The 17,415-nt window shown below is 72.9% G+C and carries 14 protein-coding genes and 1 pseudogene; 14 read left to right on the forward strand and 1 reads right to left on the reverse strand.

The window, feature by feature from the left end:
- The 8 genes from ACFWXQ_RS25285 to ACFWXQ_RS25320 all read left to right on the forward strand — a co-directional run bounded on the left by ACFWXQ_RS25285 (position 1) and on the right by ACFWXQ_RS25320 (position 9,113).
- Entirely contained in the window at positions 1 to 837 is an 837-nt protein-coding gene (locus ACFWXQ_RS25285) for a M55 family metallopeptidase (RefSeq protein ID WP_189840910.1), read from the forward strand.
- Positions 830 to 2,197: a M20/M25/M40 family metallo-hydrolase gene (locus tag ACFWXQ_RS25290; protein WP_383945637.1), complete on the forward strand. Its 1,368-nt coding sequence runs from the start codon at positions 830 to 832 to the stop codon at positions 2,195 to 2,197. The genes ACFWXQ_RS25285 and ACFWXQ_RS25290 overlap by 8 nt, the downstream gene beginning before the upstream one ends.
- A 7-nt stretch (positions 2,198 to 2,204) precedes the next feature.
- On the forward strand, positions 2,205 to 4,184 hold the full coding sequence (locus tag ACFWXQ_RS25295; RefSeq protein ID WP_383945640.1) for a prolyl oligopeptidase family serine peptidase: 1,980 nt from the start codon (positions 2,205 to 2,207) through the stop codon (positions 4,182 to 4,184).
- Positions 4,181 to 5,104 carry an LD-carboxypeptidase gene (locus tag ACFWXQ_RS25300; RefSeq protein ID WP_383945643.1) on the forward strand — a complete coding sequence of 308 codons (924 nt, stop codon included), beginning with the start codon at positions 4,181 to 4,183 and terminating at the stop codon, positions 5,102 to 5,104. The genes ACFWXQ_RS25295 and ACFWXQ_RS25300 overlap by 4 nt, the downstream gene beginning before the upstream one ends.
- Positions 5,105 to 5,253: 149 nt before the next feature.
- The gene (locus ACFWXQ_RS25305) at positions 5,254 to 5,502 is read left to right on the forward strand and encodes a DUF1049 domain-containing protein (protein WP_383945646.1); all 249 of its coding nucleotides are present in this window, start codon (positions 5,254 to 5,256) and stop codon (positions 5,500 to 5,502) included.
- A 125-nt stretch (positions 5,503 to 5,627) separates the two neighbouring features.
- The gene (locus tag ACFWXQ_RS25310) at positions 5,628 to 6,173 is read left to right on the forward strand and encodes a GNAT family N-acetyltransferase (protein WP_383945649.1); all 546 of its coding nucleotides are present in this window, start codon (positions 5,628 to 5,630) and stop codon (positions 6,171 to 6,173) included.
- 5 nt (positions 6,174 to 6,178) lie between these two features.
- Positions 6,179 to 7,078: an arginase family protein gene (locus ACFWXQ_RS25315; RefSeq protein WP_383945659.1), complete on the forward strand. Its 900-nt coding sequence runs from the start codon at positions 6,179 to 6,181 to the stop codon at positions 7,076 to 7,078.
- A 40-nt stretch (positions 7,079 to 7,118) separates the two neighbouring features.
- Complete coding sequence (locus tag ACFWXQ_RS25320) at positions 7,119 to 9,113, forward strand: DUF5107 domain-containing protein (RefSeq protein ID WP_383945651.1); 1,995 nt, start codon at positions 7,119 to 7,121, stop codon at positions 9,111 to 9,113.
- A gap of 23 nt (positions 9,114 to 9,136) precedes the next feature.
- Here the strand turns inward: ACFWXQ_RS25320 and ACFWXQ_RS25325 are convergent, their stop codons facing one another.
- Positions 9,137 to 9,490 carry a VOC family protein gene (locus tag ACFWXQ_RS25325; protein ID WP_055617463.1) on the reverse strand — a complete coding sequence of 118 codons (354 nt, stop codon included), beginning with the start codon at positions 9,488 to 9,490 and terminating at the stop codon, positions 9,137 to 9,139.
- A gap of 867 nt (positions 9,491 to 10,357) precedes the next feature.
- Between ACFWXQ_RS25325 and ACFWXQ_RS25330 the strand changes: the two genes are divergently transcribed.
- The 6 genes and pseudogenes from ACFWXQ_RS25330 to ACFWXQ_RS25355 all read left to right on the forward strand — a co-directional run bounded on the left by ACFWXQ_RS25330 (position 10,358) and on the right by ACFWXQ_RS25355 (position 17,372).
- Complete coding sequence (locus ACFWXQ_RS25330; protein ID WP_386269222.1) at positions 10,358 to 12,028, forward strand: FAD-dependent oxidoreductase; 1,671 nt, start codon at positions 10,358 to 10,360, stop codon at positions 12,026 to 12,028.
- Entirely contained in the window at positions 12,025 to 13,872 is a 1,848-nt protein-coding gene (locus ACFWXQ_RS25335; RefSeq protein WP_383951337.1) for a transketolase, read from the forward strand. The genes ACFWXQ_RS25330 and ACFWXQ_RS25335 overlap by 4 nt, the downstream gene beginning before the upstream one ends.
- Before the next feature lie 75 nt (positions 13,873 to 13,947).
- A complete protein-coding gene (gene ligD, locus ACFWXQ_RS25340) occupies positions 13,948 to 14,877 on the forward strand; it encodes a non-homologous end-joining DNA ligase (RefSeq protein WP_383951340.1) in 930 nt (309 codons plus the stop codon).
- A 288-nt stretch (positions 14,878 to 15,165) separates the two neighbouring features.
- A complete protein-coding gene (locus tag ACFWXQ_RS25345; RefSeq protein ID WP_383951342.1) occupies positions 15,166 to 15,495 on the forward strand; it encodes a gas vesicle protein in 330 nt (109 codons plus the stop codon).
- A gap of 252 nt (positions 15,496 to 15,747) precedes the next feature.
- Positions 15,748 to 15,972: pseudogene (gene gvpJ / locus ACFWXQ_RS25350) on the forward strand (gas vesicle protein GvpJ); the annotation flags it as partial.
- A 686-nt stretch (positions 15,973 to 16,658) separates the two neighbouring features.
- Positions 16,659 to 17,372, forward strand: a complete 714-nt coding sequence (locus ACFWXQ_RS25355) for a GvpL/GvpF family gas vesicle protein (RefSeq protein ID WP_383951345.1) — start codon at positions 16,659 to 16,661, stop codon at positions 17,370 to 17,372.
- The last annotated feature ends 43 nt before the right edge of the window (positions 17,373 to 17,415 follow it).

The following is a 17,415-nucleotide window of genomic DNA, read 5'->3' on the forward strand; positions in this document are numbered from 1 at the left end:
ATGGCAAAGATCCTCATCAGCGCCGACATGGAGGGCGCCACCGGGGTGACCTGGCCGGCCGACGTACTGCCGGGCACACCGCAGTGGGAGCGGTGCCGGTCGATGTTCACCTCGGACGTGAACGCGGCCGTCCTCGGCTTCCTCGACGGCGGCGCCGACGAGGTCCTCATCAACGAGGCCCACTGGACCATGCGCAACCTGCTCCTGGAGCAGCTCGACGAACGGGCGCAGATGCTCACCGGGCGGCACAAGTCGCTGTCCATGGTGGAGGGCGTGCAGCACGGTGACGTCGACGGCATCGCCTTCGTCGGCTACCACGCGGGAGCGGGCATGGAGGGCGTCCTGGCCCACACCTACCTCGCCAACTCGATCACCGGCGTCTGGATCAACGACGTACGGGCCAGCGAGGGCCTGCTCAACGCGCATGTCGTCGCCGAGTACGGAGTCCCCGTGGTCCTCGTCACCGGCGACGACGTGGCCTGCGAGGACGCGCTCGGCTATGCCCCCGAGGCGCTGAAGGTCGCCGTCAAGGACCATGTCTCGCGGTACGCGGCCGTGTGCCGCACACCGGCGCGTACGGCGTCCGACATCCGCGCCGCGGCCAAGGAGGCCACGCGGCTCGCGGTGCGGCACGAACCCGTGGACGGCGGTCCGTTCACCGTGGCCCTGGAGTTCGACGCCGAGCACCTCGCGATGGCCGCCACCGTCGTCCCGGGCGTCGAGCGCATCGGGGAGCGGAAGGTCGCGTACACCAGCCCGACCATGTACGAGGGGATTCGTACCTTCAAGGCGGTCACCACGATCGTCTCGGCCGCCGTGGAGGAGACCTATGGCTGACAGCAGGAACGCGACCGACGCGCAGGCGGCCGACGAGCACGCGGCCGGTGTGGGATCGGTCGACGGGCAGGCCCTGGACGAGGTCGTCCGGTTCACCTCCGACCTCATCCGGATCGACACGACCAACCGTGGCGGCGGTGACTGCCAGGAGCGGCCGGCCGCCGAGTACGCGGCCGCGCTGCTCGCCGAGGCAGGTCTGGAGCCGACACTCCTGGAGCGCACGAAGGGGCGTGCGAACGTCGTCGCGCGCCTGGAGGGCACCGACCCGTCCGCCGACGCGCTGCTCGTCCACGGTCACCTGGACGTCGTACCGGCGCAGGCGGAGGACTGGAGCGTGCACCCGTTCTCCGGGGAGGTCCGCGACGGGGTCGTCTGGGGCCGGGGCGCGGTCGACATGAAGAACATGGACGCGATGATCCTCGCCGTCGTACGGCAGTGGGCCCGCGCGGGCGTGCGCCCCCGGCGTGACCTCGTGATCGCCTTCACCGCGGACGAGGAGGCGAGCGCCGAGGACGGCTCGGGCTTCCTCGCCGACGAGCATCCGGGACTCTTCGAGGGGTGCACCGAGGGCATCAGCGAGTCCGGCGCCTTCACTTTCCACGACGGCTCCGGCCGCGAGCTGTATCCCGTCGCGGCGGGCGAGCGCGGCACCGGCTGGCTGAAGCTCACCGCACGCGGCCGGGCCGGTCACGGCTCCAAGGTGAACCGGGAGAACTCGGTGACCCGGCTGGCCGCCGCGATCGCGCGGATCGGCGCCCACGAGTGGCCCGTACGGATCACCCCGACGGTTCGCGCCGCGCTCACCGAGATGGCCGCGGTGTACGGCATCGAGCCCGACTTCGACGACGTCGACGCCCTGCTGCACAAGCTGGGTCCTGCCGCCTCGCTCGTCGAGGCCACCGTGCGCAACAGCGCCAACCCCACCATGCTGAACGCCGGTTACAAGGTGAACGTGATTCCGGGTGAGGCCGTCGCCCACGTGGACGGACGCTATCTGCCCGGCACCGAGGACGAGTTCCGCGCGACCCTTGACCGGCTCACCGGTCCGGACGTGGAGTGGGAGTTCCACCACCGTGAGGTGGCCCTGCAGGCACCGGTGGACTCGACGACGTACGCCAACATGCGTGCCGCCGTGGAGGAGTTCGCGCCCGAGGGGCATGTCGTGCCGTACTGCATGTCGGGCGGTACGGACGCCAAGCAGTTCTCACGCCTCGGCATCACCGGATACGGATTCGCGCCGCTGAAGCTCCCGCCGGGCTTCGACTACCAGGCCCTCTTCCACGGGGTCGACGAACGGGTGCCCGTCGAGGCGCTGCATTTCGGTGTCCGGGTACTCGACCGCTTTCTGCGCACGGCCTAGGGAAAAAATGGGGGACATCGTGCAGACCCTGGCCTACGGTTCCTGGCCCTCGCCCATCGACGCGGCGCTCGCCGCCGCGCACGACGGACATCCGGACTTCGTCGGCTTCGTCGGCGACGAGGTCTGGTGGACCGAGCCCCGGCCGACCGAGGGCGGCCGCCGCACCCTGGTGCGCCGCCGCGCCGACGGCACCGAGGAATCGGTGCTGGCCGCCCCGTGGAACGTGCGCAGCCGCGTCATGGAGTACGGCGGACACCCCTGGGCCGGGGCGGTCGGCGACGACGGCCCGCTGGTGGTCTTCGTCAACTTCGCCGACCAGCGCCTGTACGCGTACGAGCCCGCCCGCCCCGACAAGGAGCCGCGCCCCCTCACCCCCGTGTCGCCGGTGGGCGGCGGACTGCGGTGGGTGGACCCGCGGATGCATCTCGAACTCGGCGAAGTCTGGTGCGTACTGGAGGAGTTCACTGGCGACGGACCGACCGATGTGCGGCGGGTCGTCGCCGCGGTGCCGCTGGACGGTTCGGCCGCGCAGGACCAGGACGCGGTACGTGAACTCACCGACGGGCAGCACCGGTTCGTCACCGGGCCGCGCCTCTCGCCCGACGGGCGGCGCGCGGTCTGGCTGGGCTGGGACCACCCGCGGATGCCGTGGGACGGGACCGAACTGATGGTGGCCGACGTCGGCCCCGACGGCACGCTGCGCGGGACCCGGAAGGCCGCGGGCGGCCCGGACGAGGCGATCGCCCAGGCCGACTGGTGCGCCGACGGCACCCTGCTGTACGCGAGCGACCGCTCCGGCTGGTGGAACCTCTACCGCGACGGCGAGGCGGTCTGCACGCGCGAGGAGGAGTTCGCCGGGCCGCTGTGGACGGTCGGGCGGCGCTGGTTCGCGCCGCTGGACAGCGGACTCATCGCCGTCGTGCACGGGCGGGGCGCCACCGCGCTCGGCATCCTCGACCCGGAGACCGGCGAGGTCGTCGACGCGGCCGGACCCTGGACCGAGTACGCGGCCACGCTCGCCGCCGACGGCAGCCGGGTCGCCGCCGTCGCGGCCAGCCCGCGCAGCGCCTACGAGGTCGTCGAACTGGACGCCCGCACCGGCCGGGCGCGGGTCATCGGCGCCCCGCACGACGACCCGGTGGACCCCGCGCACTACCCGGAACCGCAGATCCGCACGTTCAGCGGGCCCGCCGGGCGCGAGATCCACGCGCACATCTACCCGCCGCACCACCCCGGCCATGTCGCCCCCGGCGACGAACTCCCGCCGTACGTCGTCTGGGCGCACGGCGGCCCCACCGGCCGCGCTCCGCTCGTCCTGGACCTGCAGATCGCCTACTTCACCTCGCGGGGCATCGGGGTCGCCGAGGTCAACTACGGCGGATCCACCGGGTACGGCCGGGAGTACCGCAACAGGCTGCGCGAGCAGTGGGGTGTCGTGGACGTCGAGGACTGCGCGGCCGTCGCGCTCGCCCTCGCCGAGGAGGGCACCGCCGACCGTGACCGGCTCGCCGTCCGCGGCGGCAGCGCGGGCGGCTGGACCACGGCCGCGTCCCTGGTGAGCACCGACGTGTACGCCTGCGGGACCATCATCTACCCCATCCTCGACCTGGCGGGCTGGGGCGCGGGCGAGACCCACGACTTCGAGTCCCAGTACCTGGAGACCCTGGTCGGACCGCTCGCCGAGGTCCCCGGCCGGTACGCCGAGCGCTCGCCCACCGAGCACGCCGACCGCGTCACCGTGCCCTTCCTGCTCCTCCAGGGCCTCGACGACGTCATCTGCCCGCCCGCGCAGTGCGAGCGGTTCCTGGCCAGGCTGGAGGAGCGGGCACGACGGCTGCCGCACGCCTACATCGCCTTCGAGGGCGAGGGCCACGGCTTCCGGCGGGCCGACACCATGGTGCGGGCCCTGGAGTCCGAACTCTCCCTGTACGCCCAGGTGTTCGGCCTGAATCCGCCCGGTGTCCCGACCCTGGAGCTCGCCAAGTGAAGGCACTGGTGCGACCCCGGCGGCTGGCTCCCGGAGCCCGTGTCGCCGTCGTCGCGCCGAGCGGTCCCGTGCCCGAGGAGCGGCTGCAGGCGGGCCTCGACATCCTGCGCGGCTGGGACCTGGATCCGGTCGTGGCACCCCATGTCCTCGACCGGCACGGCACGTTCGACTACCTGGCGGGCACCGACGCCGACCGGGCCGCCGACCTCCAGTCCGCCTGGTGCGACCCGGGTGTGGACGCCGTGCTGTGCGCCCGCGGCGGCTACGGCGTGCAGCGCATGGCCGAACTGCTCGACTGGGACGCGCTGCGGGCCGCCGGCCCCAAGGTGTTCCTCGGCTTCAGCGACATCACAGCCCTGCACGAGGCCTTCGCGACCCGGCTGGGGCTCGTCACCCTGCACGGGCCGATGGCCGCGGGCGTCGACTTCGTCAAGAACGCCCGCGCCCAGGAGCATCTGCGGGCGACGCTCTTCGAACCGGAGTCGGTGCGGACCCTCACCTCGGCCGGGAGCGCGCTGGTGCCGGGGCGGGCCCGAGGTGTCCTCCTCGGCGGCTGCCTCAGCCTGCTCGCCGCCGACCTCGGCACACCCCACGCCCGGCCCTCGGCGCGCGGCGGCCTCCTCTGCCTGGAGGACGTGGGCGAGGAGACCTACCGCCTGGACCGGTATCTCACCCAACTCCTGCGCGCAGGCTGGCTCGACGGCGTCACCGGGATCCTGCTCGGCTCCTGGGAGCGGTGCGACCCGTACGACCGGATCAGGGCCCTCGCCCTCGACCGGCTAGGCGGGCTCGGGGTGCCGATCGCCGAGGAGTTCGGCTTCGGGCACTGCGAGGGGGCGCTGACGGTCCCGTTCGGGGTGCCGGCGGAGCTGGACGCGGGGGCCGGGACGCTGACGCTGGACGTGCCCGCGCTGGCCTGACGCCGGCCGCCGCCGTGCGGGCCATGGCGGTCGTGCCGCCGGTGACGGCCGCGTGCACGTGACGCCCGCGTCACCCCAGTGGCCCCGCGCCTCACCCGGAGGAACCTCTCACCGCGCGTGACCCCCGTTCCCCGGCCCATCCTGGTCGCATGAGCCCGAAGACCTCGGAGAGCAGCGGTGGCGGCGGCAAGGCAGGCGGACGGAACCTGATGACGCCCGGGCGGGTGTCCGTCATCGCGCTGGCCGTGCTCGGACTGATCTTCATCTTCGAGAACACCCGCGCCACCAAGATCCGCCTACTGATCCCCGAGGTCACCATGCCCCTGTGGATGGCACTCCTCGGCACGGCGGTGATCGGTGCGCTGTGCGGGGCGTATTTCATGAAGCGCCGAATCTGACGGCCCGGGGCGCCCCTTCAAAGGGCGGGAGCCCCTTTGAAGGGGCGCGGGGAACTGCGCGCCCAGCCCCCACCGGACCCGCAGGTTCATCACCCCGTCTCCATCCCGGCGCGTACCGTGGTGGGATGGACGGCACGACCCCCTACCTCGCCGAAGGCACCACCGTGGGGATACGTCACTACACCCACGACGACGGCGCCGAGTTCATCGCCCGGGCCCGTGAGAGCAAGGCGCTGCATCAGCCCTGGCTGTTCCCGCCGGTCAACGCGCACTCCTACGCCTCGTACGCGCGACGGCTGATCGAGGATCCGACGAAGGCCGGGTTCCTCGTCTGTGAGCGGGACGGCGGAGGGATCGCCGGGTTCATCAACATCAACAACATCGTGGAGGGCGCCTTCCAGTGCGGGGCGCTCGGCTACGGGGCCTTCGCGCACGCGGCCGGACGCGGGCTGATGGGCGAGGGGCTCGACTTGGTGGTGCGATACGCGTTCGGCGGGCTCGGACTGCACCGGCTGGAGATCAACGTCCAGCCGGACAACGCCGCCTCGATCGCCCTGGCCCGCCGCTGCGGCTTCCGCCTTGAGGGCTTCTCGCCGGAGTTCCTCTTCATCGACGGGGCCTGGCGGGACCACGAACGCTGGGCCATCACCGGCGATATGATTCGAACATGAGTCCTATGCGGAATCTCGTCGTCCTGGACGCCCCGTCGAACCTGGGCCTTCGCCCGCCCGTCCCGGGCACCGTCCCCGGCTGCTACAAGCTCGCCGGCGCCTTGCGCGAGCAGCGGATCGTACAGCGGCTGCACGCCCTGGAGGGCGGTGTGGTGGTACCGCCGCGCTACGACCGGGGCGATTGGCAGGAGGGCGACGGCGTCTTCAACGCCGCCGCGATCGCCACCTACACCCGCACGCTCGCCGACCGGATCGAAGGTCACGTACGGGCCGGGGAACTGCCCGTCGTCCTCGGCGGCGACTGCTCCATCCAGCTCGGCGCCTCGCTCGCGCTGCGGCGGATCGGCCGGTACGGGCTCGTGGCGGTGGACGCCTCCCACGACTTCCGGCACCCGGGCAACTCCGAGAGCGTCGGCGCGGCGGGCGGCGAGGAGGTGGCCCTGGCGACCGGACGCGGGCAGGACGACCTGACGGACCTGGAGGGGCTGAAGCCCTATCTGCGGGACGAGGACGTACGGTTCTTCGGCATCCGGGACGAGTTCGAGGAGGACCGGGCCGAACTCGCCGCGCTGAAGATCCCCACGGTGACCGTCGGCGACGTGCGCGAGTGGGGCGCCGACGCCCTGGCCCGGGCCACCGCCGAGGCCTTCGACGTGCCCGAGCTGGACGGCTTCTGGGTGCACCTCGACGCCGACGTGCTCGACCCGACCGTGATGCCCGCCGTCGACAGCCCCGACCCCGGCGGACTGCTGCCCGACGAACTGACCGCACTGCTGCGGCCGTTGGTGAACTCCCCGCACTGCGCCGGCTTCAACGTCACCATCTACGACCCCGACCTGGACCCGGACGGGACCGCCGGCGCCCTGCTCGCCGACATCGTCGTCGAGGCCTTTGCGCAATCCTGACCGGGAGTGCCCCTGGTCGGCTCGCCGTCCACGCTGTTCCATGGTCGACGTGACGACCATCCGACGTGACGTACTGACGCTGCCGGCCGCGGAGCTGGGCCCCAGCAACCCACTCCCCCCGCTGTGTCCGCTCGACGAGACGCACCATGTGGACGAGCGGGAACGCGAGGGCCTGCCCCGCGACATGGCCCGTCAGATCGGCTACGAGCCGCTGCGCAGCCTCCTGCCCGAACGCGTCCGCGACGGATACGGGAGAACGCGCGAGCCCCGCGAGATCGAGGCGCTCGTCATCGAGAACGACCGGCTGCGCGCGACCGTGCTGCCCGGCCACGGCGGCCGTGTCGTGTCCCTCTTCCACAAGCCGTCCGACCGTGAACTCCTCTACCGCAACCCGGTGTTGCAGCCCGCCGACTTCGCGCTCAACGGCGCCTGGTTCTCCGGCGGCATCGAATGGAACATCGGCGCCACCGGACACTCGGCCCTCGCCTGCGCACCCCTGCACGCGGCCCGGGTCACCGCGCCCGACGGCGGCGAGATGCTGCGCCTGTGGGAGTGGGAACGGCTGCGCGACCTGCCGTTCCAGGTCGACCTGTGGCTGCCCGAGGGCTCCGACTTCCTGTACGTCGGCGTACGCGTCCGCAATCCGCACGAGAAGGCCGCGCCGCTGTACTGGTGGTCCAACACCGCCGTCCCCGAGGAGCGCAGGGTGCTCGCGCCCGCCGACGAGGCCTGGCACTTCGGGTACGAGCGCCGGCTGCGCCGGGTGCCGGTTCCGGTGTGGGAGGGCGCCGACCGGACGTATCCGCTGCGCGGCGAGTACCCGGCCGACTACTTCTACGAGGTGCCCGACGGACAGCGGCGCTGGATCGCCGCCCTGGACGAGACGGGACAGGGGCTCGTGCAGACGTCCACCGACGTGCTCCGCGGCCGCAAGCTCTTCGTGTGGGGATCGGGCACCGGCGGCCGGCGCTGGCAGGAGTGGCTCACCGAGCCCGGCACCGGCAGCTACTGCGAGATCCAGGCCGGGCTCGCCCGCACCCAGCTGGAGCACCTCCGCCTCGACGCGGAGGGCGAGACGGCGTGGCTGGAGGCGTACGGCCCGCTGACGGCTGACGCGGAGACCGTGCACGGCACCGACTGGGGCGCGGCACGCTCCGGAGTCGAGGAACGGCTCCAACAGGTCCTGCCACGCGGGGAGTTCGAGAGGGCGTACGAGGCGTGGCGGGCGTCCGCCGACACCGAGCCCGGTGAGGTGCTGGCCGTCGGATCCGGCTGGGGCGCGCTCGAAGTCCTGCGCGGCGACCTCAAGTTGCCCGGCACTCCCTTCGAGGAGGACACGCTCGGGGAAGCGCAGGCGCCCTGGGCGGAGCTGCTGCGGTCCGGGGCCTTCCCGGAGCCCCGCCGGGTGGGACCGCCCGGGGAGACGCTCGTCGCCCGGCACTGGCGGGACATGCTGGAGACGGCGCCCGCGAAGCCGCTCACCGAGTACCACCTGGGCGTCGCCCAGTGGCACGCCGACGACCGGGCACAGGCCGTGCGCAGCTGGGAGCGGGCCCTGGAACTCGCCCCGTCCCTCTGGCCGTTGCTGCGGTGCCTCGCCGTCGCCGACCAGGACGCGGGCAACCGGGAACGGGCCGCCGAGCGGTACGCGGAAGCCTTCGACGACCTGTGCCGGGAGCGGCGCGACGACGGGGAGGCCTGGACGGCCGCCACGGCCGCGCTCGGACGGGAGGCCATCGCCGCGCTCCTCGCGGTGCGGCGGACGGCGGACGGGCGCTCGGTGTGGGAGCGGCTGCGCCCGGCGACCCGCGAACGCGGCCGGTTCCGGCTGATCGAGGCGGAGTTGCTGCTCGCCGAGGGCGACACGGACGCGGCACGGGCCGTCTTCGACGCGGGCTTCGAGGTGGCCGACCTGCGCGAGGGCGCCGAGGCGATCGGCGTGGCATGGTCCCGTATCGCCGACGAACCCCTGCCGGAGCGCTACGACTTCCGGATGCGGCCGCCCGGCACCGACAGCGCGGGTGACGTGGAGTGACGTGGGCGTGGGCGCCGGGTGGCCTACTCGGCCGCGCGGCGGTCCACGTACTCGTACACGTAGCCGTCCGGGTGCATCGCGATCAGGTTGCGGCCGCCCGGTGTCGCCACCGGGCCGGCCACGACGTGGGCACCCGAGTCGGTGAGTACCCGGTGGGCTTCGTCGACGTCCGTGACCGCGATGGTCGCGGAGACCTTGCGGAGCACCTCCAGCTCCGACTCCGGCCCGCTCATCAACAGGAAGCAGCCGACGGCGGCGACGGAGACCCCGCCGCGCTCGAAGCGGAGCGCCGGTCCGCCCGCCAGCTTCTCGTAGAAGGGGACCGCAGTCTCCAGGTCGTCGACGCAGATGCGCAGCGTGGCTCCCAGAATGTCCATGCGGACGAGCCTAGTTGGGGCCGGCCGGGAACGAGATCGTTTCGCACGGATCCCGGGACGCGGGCCGGGGCCCTGCCGGGCGGACGGAGCCGGGGCGCCCGGCGTCGCGGGCGAAGGGGTAGGGGTACCCGGCCGCCACGGACCGCATCGAACACACCGATCACACCGAACACACCGAACGTCTGGACAAACGCCTGGTCGACGAACTGGCACGGGCGGCCCGCGACGCCGTGCGCGAGGAACTGCGGGAGCGGACCCGCAGGCAGCGCCGTACGGCCTCGCTGTACGCCGCGTCCGGAGCCGCGGCCTACGCGCTGCGCGACGCGGCGAGGCCGACGGCATCCCGGCCCGTGCCGACGCAGTCCGCCGAGGGGCAGGCTGCTGCGGGACAGTCCGCTGCCGGACAGGCCGCCGAGGAGCAGGCGGCGAGGGTCGCCGGCAGTACGGCTCCCGGAACGCCGCCCGGTGGGCTCGCCGGGTCCTCCGCCCCGCCGGTTCCACCCGCGTCGGCCCCCCGGCGGCGTGAGCGGGGCGCCCGGCCCCTCCAGTGCGGGCACGACCCAGTTGCCGGGTGCGACGGATCCCGGGGGACCGCGTCACCCGGCCCGGTGAACCCATGGAGGCGTGCCGAACCGGTGCGTCTTCGTCGCGTGGGATGCGGTGAGGGGCCGCGCCCCGGACAATCGGGGGAGGAGACACCGTCCGCGGATCCGCACGGCCGGAACCGAGCCCGAACGGGTCCCGCCGGATTTTCCGGTGTGCCCGGCGCCCGGCGCGAAACGCCCTCGCGCGGGGAAAGCGACGTTTGGGTGTCCCGGCCGGGGGGACGCGGAAGGCCCCGAAGGATGACTCCGCCGGAGGCGCCCCATGAGCCGACCTCGTGTCGTGATCGTCGGAGCAGGATTCGCCGGGTACGAGACGGCGCGCACGCTGTCCCGGCTGACCCGGAACAAGGCCGACATCGTCCTGCTGAACCCCACGGACTACTTTCTCTACCTTCCCCTGCTGCCCCAGGTCGCCGCCGGTGTCCTGGAGCCGCGCCGCGTCACCGTCTCGCTGACGGGCACCCTGCCGCACGTACGGCTGGTGCTGGGCGAGGCCGACGGCATCGACCTCGAAGCGCGGACCGTGCACTACACCGACCCCGAGGGCGACGGCGGCACCCTGTCGTACGACCGGCTCGTCCTGGCCGTCGGCAGCGTCAACAAACTGCTGCCCGTGCCCGGTGTCGCCGAGCACGCGCACGGCTTCCGGGGACTGCCCGAGGCGCTGTACCTGCGTGACCACGTGACCCGGCAGATCGAACTCGCCGCCGCCACGGACGACTTCAAGAACTGTGCCTCCCGCTGCACCTTCGTGGTGGTCGGCGCGGGATACACCGGCACCGAAGTCGCCGCGCAGGGACAGCTGTTCACCGATCAGCTGGTGCGCAAACAGCCGCTCAGGGAGGGGATGCGGCCGCGGTGGCTGCTGCTCGACATCGCCCCGCGTGTGCTGCCCGAACTCGACGAACGGCTGTCGAGCACCGCCGACCGGGTGCTGCGCGAACGCGGTGTCGACGTGCGCACCGGAACGTCCGTCGAGGAGGCCACCTCGACCGGAGTGCGGCTGAGCGACGGGGAGTTCGTCGACACGCGGACCCTGGTGTGGTGCGTGGGCGTGCGGCCCGACCCACTGGTGGCGGGGGTCGGGCGGCCGATGGAGCGCGGCCGGCTGCTCGTCGACCCGTACCTCCAGGTGCCGGGCCACCCCCAGGTGTTCGCCTGCGGTGACGCGGCCGCCGTGCCCGATCTGGAGAAGCCCGGGGAGTACACGGCAATGACCGCGCAGCACGCCTGGCGGCACGGCAAGGTCGCGGGCCACAACGTCGCCGCCTCGTTCGGTGTCGGCACCCGGCGTGTCTACCGGCACCGCGACCTGGGCTTCGTCGTCGACCTCGGCGGGGTGAAGGCCGCCGCCAACCCGCTCGGCATCCCGCTGTCCGGGCCGCTCGCCGGAGTCGTCGCCCGCGGCTACCACCTCGCCGCGATGCCCGGCAACCGAGTCCGGGTCGCCGCAGACTGGCTCCTGGACGCCGTACTCCCGCGCCAGGGTGTCCAGTTGGGCCTGGTCCGCTCCTGGTCGGTACCCCTGGAGTCCGCCTCGCCGGAGCTGGCGCGGGTGGCGGGCGGCCCGGAGAAGCGGGCGGCCGCCGCGGGCGGGGACGGGAGCCCGGCGGACTCCGGGGCCGGTGGCCCCGGTGGGTCAGGTGCGGTCCGGGTGCCCAGGGCCAAGGCCTCCGCGGTGCGTGACCCGGGCAACCGCCCGGTCCCGGAGCCCGACGCTCTCGCGGCCCGGGATCCCGACGCCCCCCGCGCTCCGGCTCCCGGCCGTCCCGCGGGTCCGGCGGCCGGTGGCCCGGCGGGCGGTGGTTCCGCCCGTCCGGCAGGTGCGGCCCCGGGCAGCCCGGCCTCGCGTGGCCCTGCCGAATCCGTGGGCCTCGATCCCGACGAGCCCGCCGCCCCCGGCCCCGTACGCCCTGCCGAAGGAGAGTCATGAAAACCCGTCAGCTCACCGAACTGGGGCAGCAGTTGCGCGTGGACAGTGTGCGGGCCGCCGCCGCGGCGGGGTCCGGGCATCCCACCTCGTCGATGTCCGCCGCCGACCTGCTGGCGGTCCTGTTCGCCAACCATCTGCGCTACGACTTCGAACGCCCCGCCCACCCCGGCAACGACCGCCTCATCCTGTCCAAGGGACACGCCTCACCGCTGCTGTACGCCGCGTACAAGGCGGCCGGGGCGATCAACGACACCGAGCTGATGACGTTCCGCAGGCTCGGCAGCCGACTCGAAGGGCACCCGACCCCGCGCCGGCTGCCGTGGGTCGAGACGGCCACCGGATCGCTCGGGCAGGGCCTGCCCGTCGGCGTGGGCATCGCGCTGTCCGGCAAGCGGCTCGACCGGGTCGGCTACCGGGTGTGGGTGCTGTGCGGCGACAGCGAGATGGCCGAGGGCTCCGTGTGGGAGGCGGCCGAGCACGCCGGATACGAGCACCTCGACAACCTCGTCGCGATCGTGGACGTCAACCGGCTCGGCCAGCGCGGCCCCACCCGGCACGGCCACGACCTCGACGCGTACGCCCGCCGCTTCCGGGCCTTCGGCTGGCACACCATCGAGGTCGACGGCCACGACGTGGACGCGGTCGACCGCGCGTACGGCGAGGCGGCCTCCACCGTCGGGCAGCCGACCGCGATCATCGCCCGCACCCTCAAGGGCAAGGGCGTCGCATCCGTCCAGGACCGCGAGGGCCTGCACGGCAAGCCGCTGCCCGACGCCGACGAGGCGATCGGGGAACTCGGCGGGGTGCGCGACCTGCGCGTCGACGTCCGGCAGCCGCCCGCCGCCCGCATGCTCCACGCCGTACGCGCCGGGCACCTGGAACTGCCGCGCTACGAGACCGGCGACGAGGTCGCCACCCGCGACGCCTACGGGCAGGCGCTCGCCGCGCTCGGCACCGCCCGCGGAGACGTCGTCGCCCTCGACGGCGAGGTGAGCGACTCGACCCGCGCCGAGTTCTTCGCGAAGGAGCACCCCGACCGGTTCTTCGAGTGCTACATCGCCGAACAGCAGCTGGTCGCGGCCGCCGTGGGGCTCGCCGCACGCGGCTGGGTGCCGTACGTGTCGACCTTCGCCGCCTTCCTCACACGTGCGTACGACTTCGTCCGGATGGCGTCCGTCAGCGGGGCCGGCATCAACCTCGTCGGCTCCCACGCGGGTGTCGCCATCGGGCAGGACGGGCCCTCCCAGATGGGTCTTGAGGACCTGGCGATGTTCCGGGCGGTGCACGGTTCGACCGTGCTCTACCCGTGCGACGCCAACCAGACCGCCAAGCTCGTCGCCGAGATGGCGGGCTGCGAGGGCGTCCGCTATCTGCGCACCTCGCGCGGCGGGATGCCGGTCCTGTACGGCCCGAACGAGGAGTTCCCGGTCGGCGGCAGCAAGGTGCTGCGGGTCTCCCCACAGGACCGGCTCACCGTCGTCGCCGCCGGAGTGACCGTGCACGAGGCGCTGAAGGCCGCGGACGCGCTGGCCGCCGACGGCATCTCCGTGCAGGTCATCGACCTGTACTCGGTCAAGCCCGTCGACCGTCGGGCCCTGCGCGAGGCCGCCGAGCACACCGGCTGCCTGCTGACCGTCGAGGACCACCACGAGGAGGGCGGCCTCGGCGACGCGGTCCTCGACGCCTTCCTCGACGGACGCCCCACACCCCGGCTGGTCCGGCTCGCGGTACGCACCATGCCCGGCTCGGCCTCGCCCGAGGAGCAGCTGCACGCCGCCGGTATCGACGCCGAGTCCATCGCGGCCGCGGCCAAGCTGCTGGTGGAGAACGCGATCGTGCGATGACCCGGGCCGCCCGGAACATGCGGTGACGTGTCCCGCCCGGTCCGTACGGGACACGGGCGTCCGGAAGGAGTGACCATGGCCGGCACACGGTCCGTACGGGCCGGACGGCGGACCGTCGAGGTCCACCGGCCCGACAAGGTGCTGTTCCCCGGTGACGGGCCGGCGAAGGAGTACACGAAGGCCGACCTGGTCGCGTACTACCGGGAGGTCGCCCCGTACATGCTGCCGCACCTGCGGGGACGGCCGCTGATGCTGGAGCGGTACCCGGACGGGCTCGGCGGGCCCCGGTTCATGCAGAAGAACGTCCAGGACCACGACCCGGACTGGGTCAGGCGGGTCGAGGTGTCCAAGGAGGGCGGCACCGTCGTCCACCCCGTGTGCGACGACACCGCGACCCTCGTGTACCTCGCCGACCAGGCATGTCTGACCCTGCACCGATGGCTGTCGCGGGTCTCGCGGGACGGCCGGGTCGACCGTCCCGACCGGCTGGTCTTCGACCTCGACCCCTCCGGCGACGACTTCGAGCCGGTGCGTGAGGCCGCCCGGCTGGTCGGCGAGCTGCTCGGCGAACTCCGGCTGCCGTCCGCCCTGATGACCACCGGCTCCCGCGGACTGCACGTCGTCGTACCGCTCGACGGACGGCACGACTTCGACGAGGTACGGGAGTTCGCCAAGGCGGTCGCCGACACCCTCACCGAGGCACACCCCGAGCGGCTCACCACGGCCGCCCGCAAGAAGGACCGCGGCGACCGCCTCTACCTGGACATCCAGCGCAACGCCTACGCCCAGACCTCCGTCGTCCCCTTCACCGTCCGCGCCAAGCCGGGCGCCCCGGTCGCCACACCTCTCACCTGGGAACAGCTCGACGACCCCGGACTCGGCCCCCGCCGCTGGACCATCGCGGACGCCGTCGACCAGGCCCGCACCAACCCCTGGGCGGGGCTGCTCCGCAGAGGGCGCGCGCTCGGACCCGCCCGGCGCCGGCTGAACGCGCTGCGCGGCTGATCACCGGCACTCCGTGCCGAACTCCATGACGGGTGCGTCCAGTTGGCCTGCGGTTTCATCTGCTGTGGGTGCGGGTGTCCCGTGTGTGACGGGTGGGGTCGCGAAAATTCGTGTGCTTAGTATGTCGAAGGTGTGGGTATCGCGTGGTCAAGATGTGTTGAGATCATGTGCATGACGCTTGGTGAGTCGGAGCATGTCGGTCGTGCCGCTCGGTGGGCGCGCGAAAGGCTTGCCGGCACGTCGTGACCTTGTCGGACGTACTTTCCAGTCGGACGGACCGGACGAACTATGAGCACGAGCGACTTACCCGATCCCGCGCCGCCCTCGGCGCCGGCGCCACCCGCCGATGGGACCCCGGTGGTCGGGGATGCCGTGGGCGCGATGCGCAACGCGCGCACCCAACTTGCCGAACTTCTGGGCCGTACACCGGAGTCGGTCTCGGCCATCAGCCGCGACGGGACGGGCTGGCAGGTCGATGTCGAGGTTGTGGAGCTGGAGCGAATCCCCGACTCCACCAGTGTCCTTGCCGTCTACCAGGTGAGGCTCGACGCCGACGGCCTGCTTCTCGGCTACGCCCGCAGCCGCCGCTACACCCGAGGCCAGGTCGACCGGCAGTGAGCGCGTGCGAGGCGGCCCGCGCAGTGACCGCGACGCCGGTCCGTCGGCTTTCTCCGCGCGACGCGGTCCCCTGTGCGCGACCGCCCCGCCCGCTGTCGCAGTGTTCATGTCCGCGACGTCCTTGCCCCCCGGCCCCGTTGCGCCGGACCGGGTCCTCGGCCCGGTTGCCGCACGCCGACCGCACGGAAGCTCAGCGCCGACGACTGCCCCGCACGCACGCACTCGCCCCACCTCTGAGAGGGGACCTCACCGATGACCGTGCTCGCCCAGACCGCCGCCCCCCGCGCCCAGAAGACCGACGGAGGCCTTTATGACATCCTCGACCTGATCCTTGACCGCGGACTCGTGATCGATGTCTTCATCCGGGTCTCGGTGATCGGCATCGAGATCCTGCGCGTCGACATCCGCATCGTCATCGCCAGTGTCGACACCTATCTGCGCTTCGCAGCGGCGACCAATCGCCTCGACCTGGAGAACCGCGGTACTCCCGTGGTGACTCCGGCGCCCACGGTGTTCGCACCGGTCCTGCCCACTGCCGTGGCGCCGGGAGGCCAGGTCGCTGTCTCGCCGGGCGTCGCGGCGGTTCCCGCTCCCGGCGCCGTCGTCACGCAGGGGCCGCCCGTCACCGCCGGCCCGCCCGGGACCGGTGCTGTGGTCCCGGTCGTCGGGAACCTCGGACAGACGGTCGGGCAGGTCGGGAACCTCGGACAGACGGTCGGACAGGTCGGGAACCTGGGACAGACGGTGGGGCAGGCACTCGGGGCGGTCGGACAGACGGTCGGTGGCGTCGTCGGCGCCGTCACCCCGACCGTCGGTGGACTGGTTGGCGGTGTGGCGCCTGCCGTCGGTGGAGTGGTCGGCACAGTCGGCCGGACGGCCGACACTGTGGTGGGGGCCGTCGTCCCGACGACGACGGCCGGGGTGAGTGCTGTCGTCCCGGTGGCCGGTACCGCGGCTCCAGTGGCCGGTACCGCCGCCCCGGTGACGGATCCCGTGGTACCCGGCGCCGACGATGTCGGTGGCGTGGAGCAGGTGACGGAGCCCACCGCGCAGGAAGCGGCCGACGCCTCGGGTTCGGCCGCGACCGGCCAAGAGAAGGCACCCACCGCCGCACGCGACAAGACCCGGCGCGGCAAGGGGCAGCAGGGCGAGGGGGCCTGAGGATGCCGCTCTACCTCTATGCGGTCACGGACGCGGACCATCCGCTGCCGGTCGACGGTGCCACCGGAATCGGGGCTTCGCCCGCGCCCTTGAGGGCGGTGCGCGCCGCCCGCGTGGCCGCCGTCGTCAGCGAGGCGCCGGCTCAACTACGCGCCAAGCGAAGAGATCTGATCGCCCATCAGAGAGTGCTGCTGATGCTCGGTGCCGCGGGTGCCGTGTTGCCTCTGCGCTTCGGCACCCTTGCTCCGGACGACGGCGCTGTGCGTCGCGCGCTCGCGGACCAGGAGTCGCTGTTCACCGATCGGCTCCGGGAGGTCGAGGACCGCGTCGAGTTCAACGTCAAGGCGCTGCAGGACGAGGACACCGCCCTGCGCGATGTCCTGCGGGACAGTGCCGAGGCCCGACGTCTGAGCGCCCTTACACGGGACGGCACCGGTACGCACGACGACCAGGTGGCCCTCGGCACGGTCGTCGCCGCCGGGGTCGAGGCGCTACAGGCGCGGCACGCCGAGGACATCGCCCGCCGGCTGGAGCCGCTGGCTCACCGCATCGCCGCGGGTGACCCGACGGGCGAGGTCTTCCTGAACCTGAGCCTGCTGATCGAACGCGGGCAGGCCGACGCGTTCGCCGCGTCCGTGGGCCAGGTCGCCGAGAGCCTCGGACACGGTCTGGAACTCCGGGTGACCGGCCCTCTTCCGCCCTACAGCTTCGTCTGACCGCGTGACCATGGCACCGCACCGTGCCCCACCACCACCTCCC

This window comes from Streptomyces sp. NPDC058697 (assembly GCF_042715345.1).
Classification (GTDB): Bacteria; Actinomycetota; Actinomycetes; order Streptomycetales; family Streptomycetaceae; genus Streptomyces; species Streptomyces liliifuscus.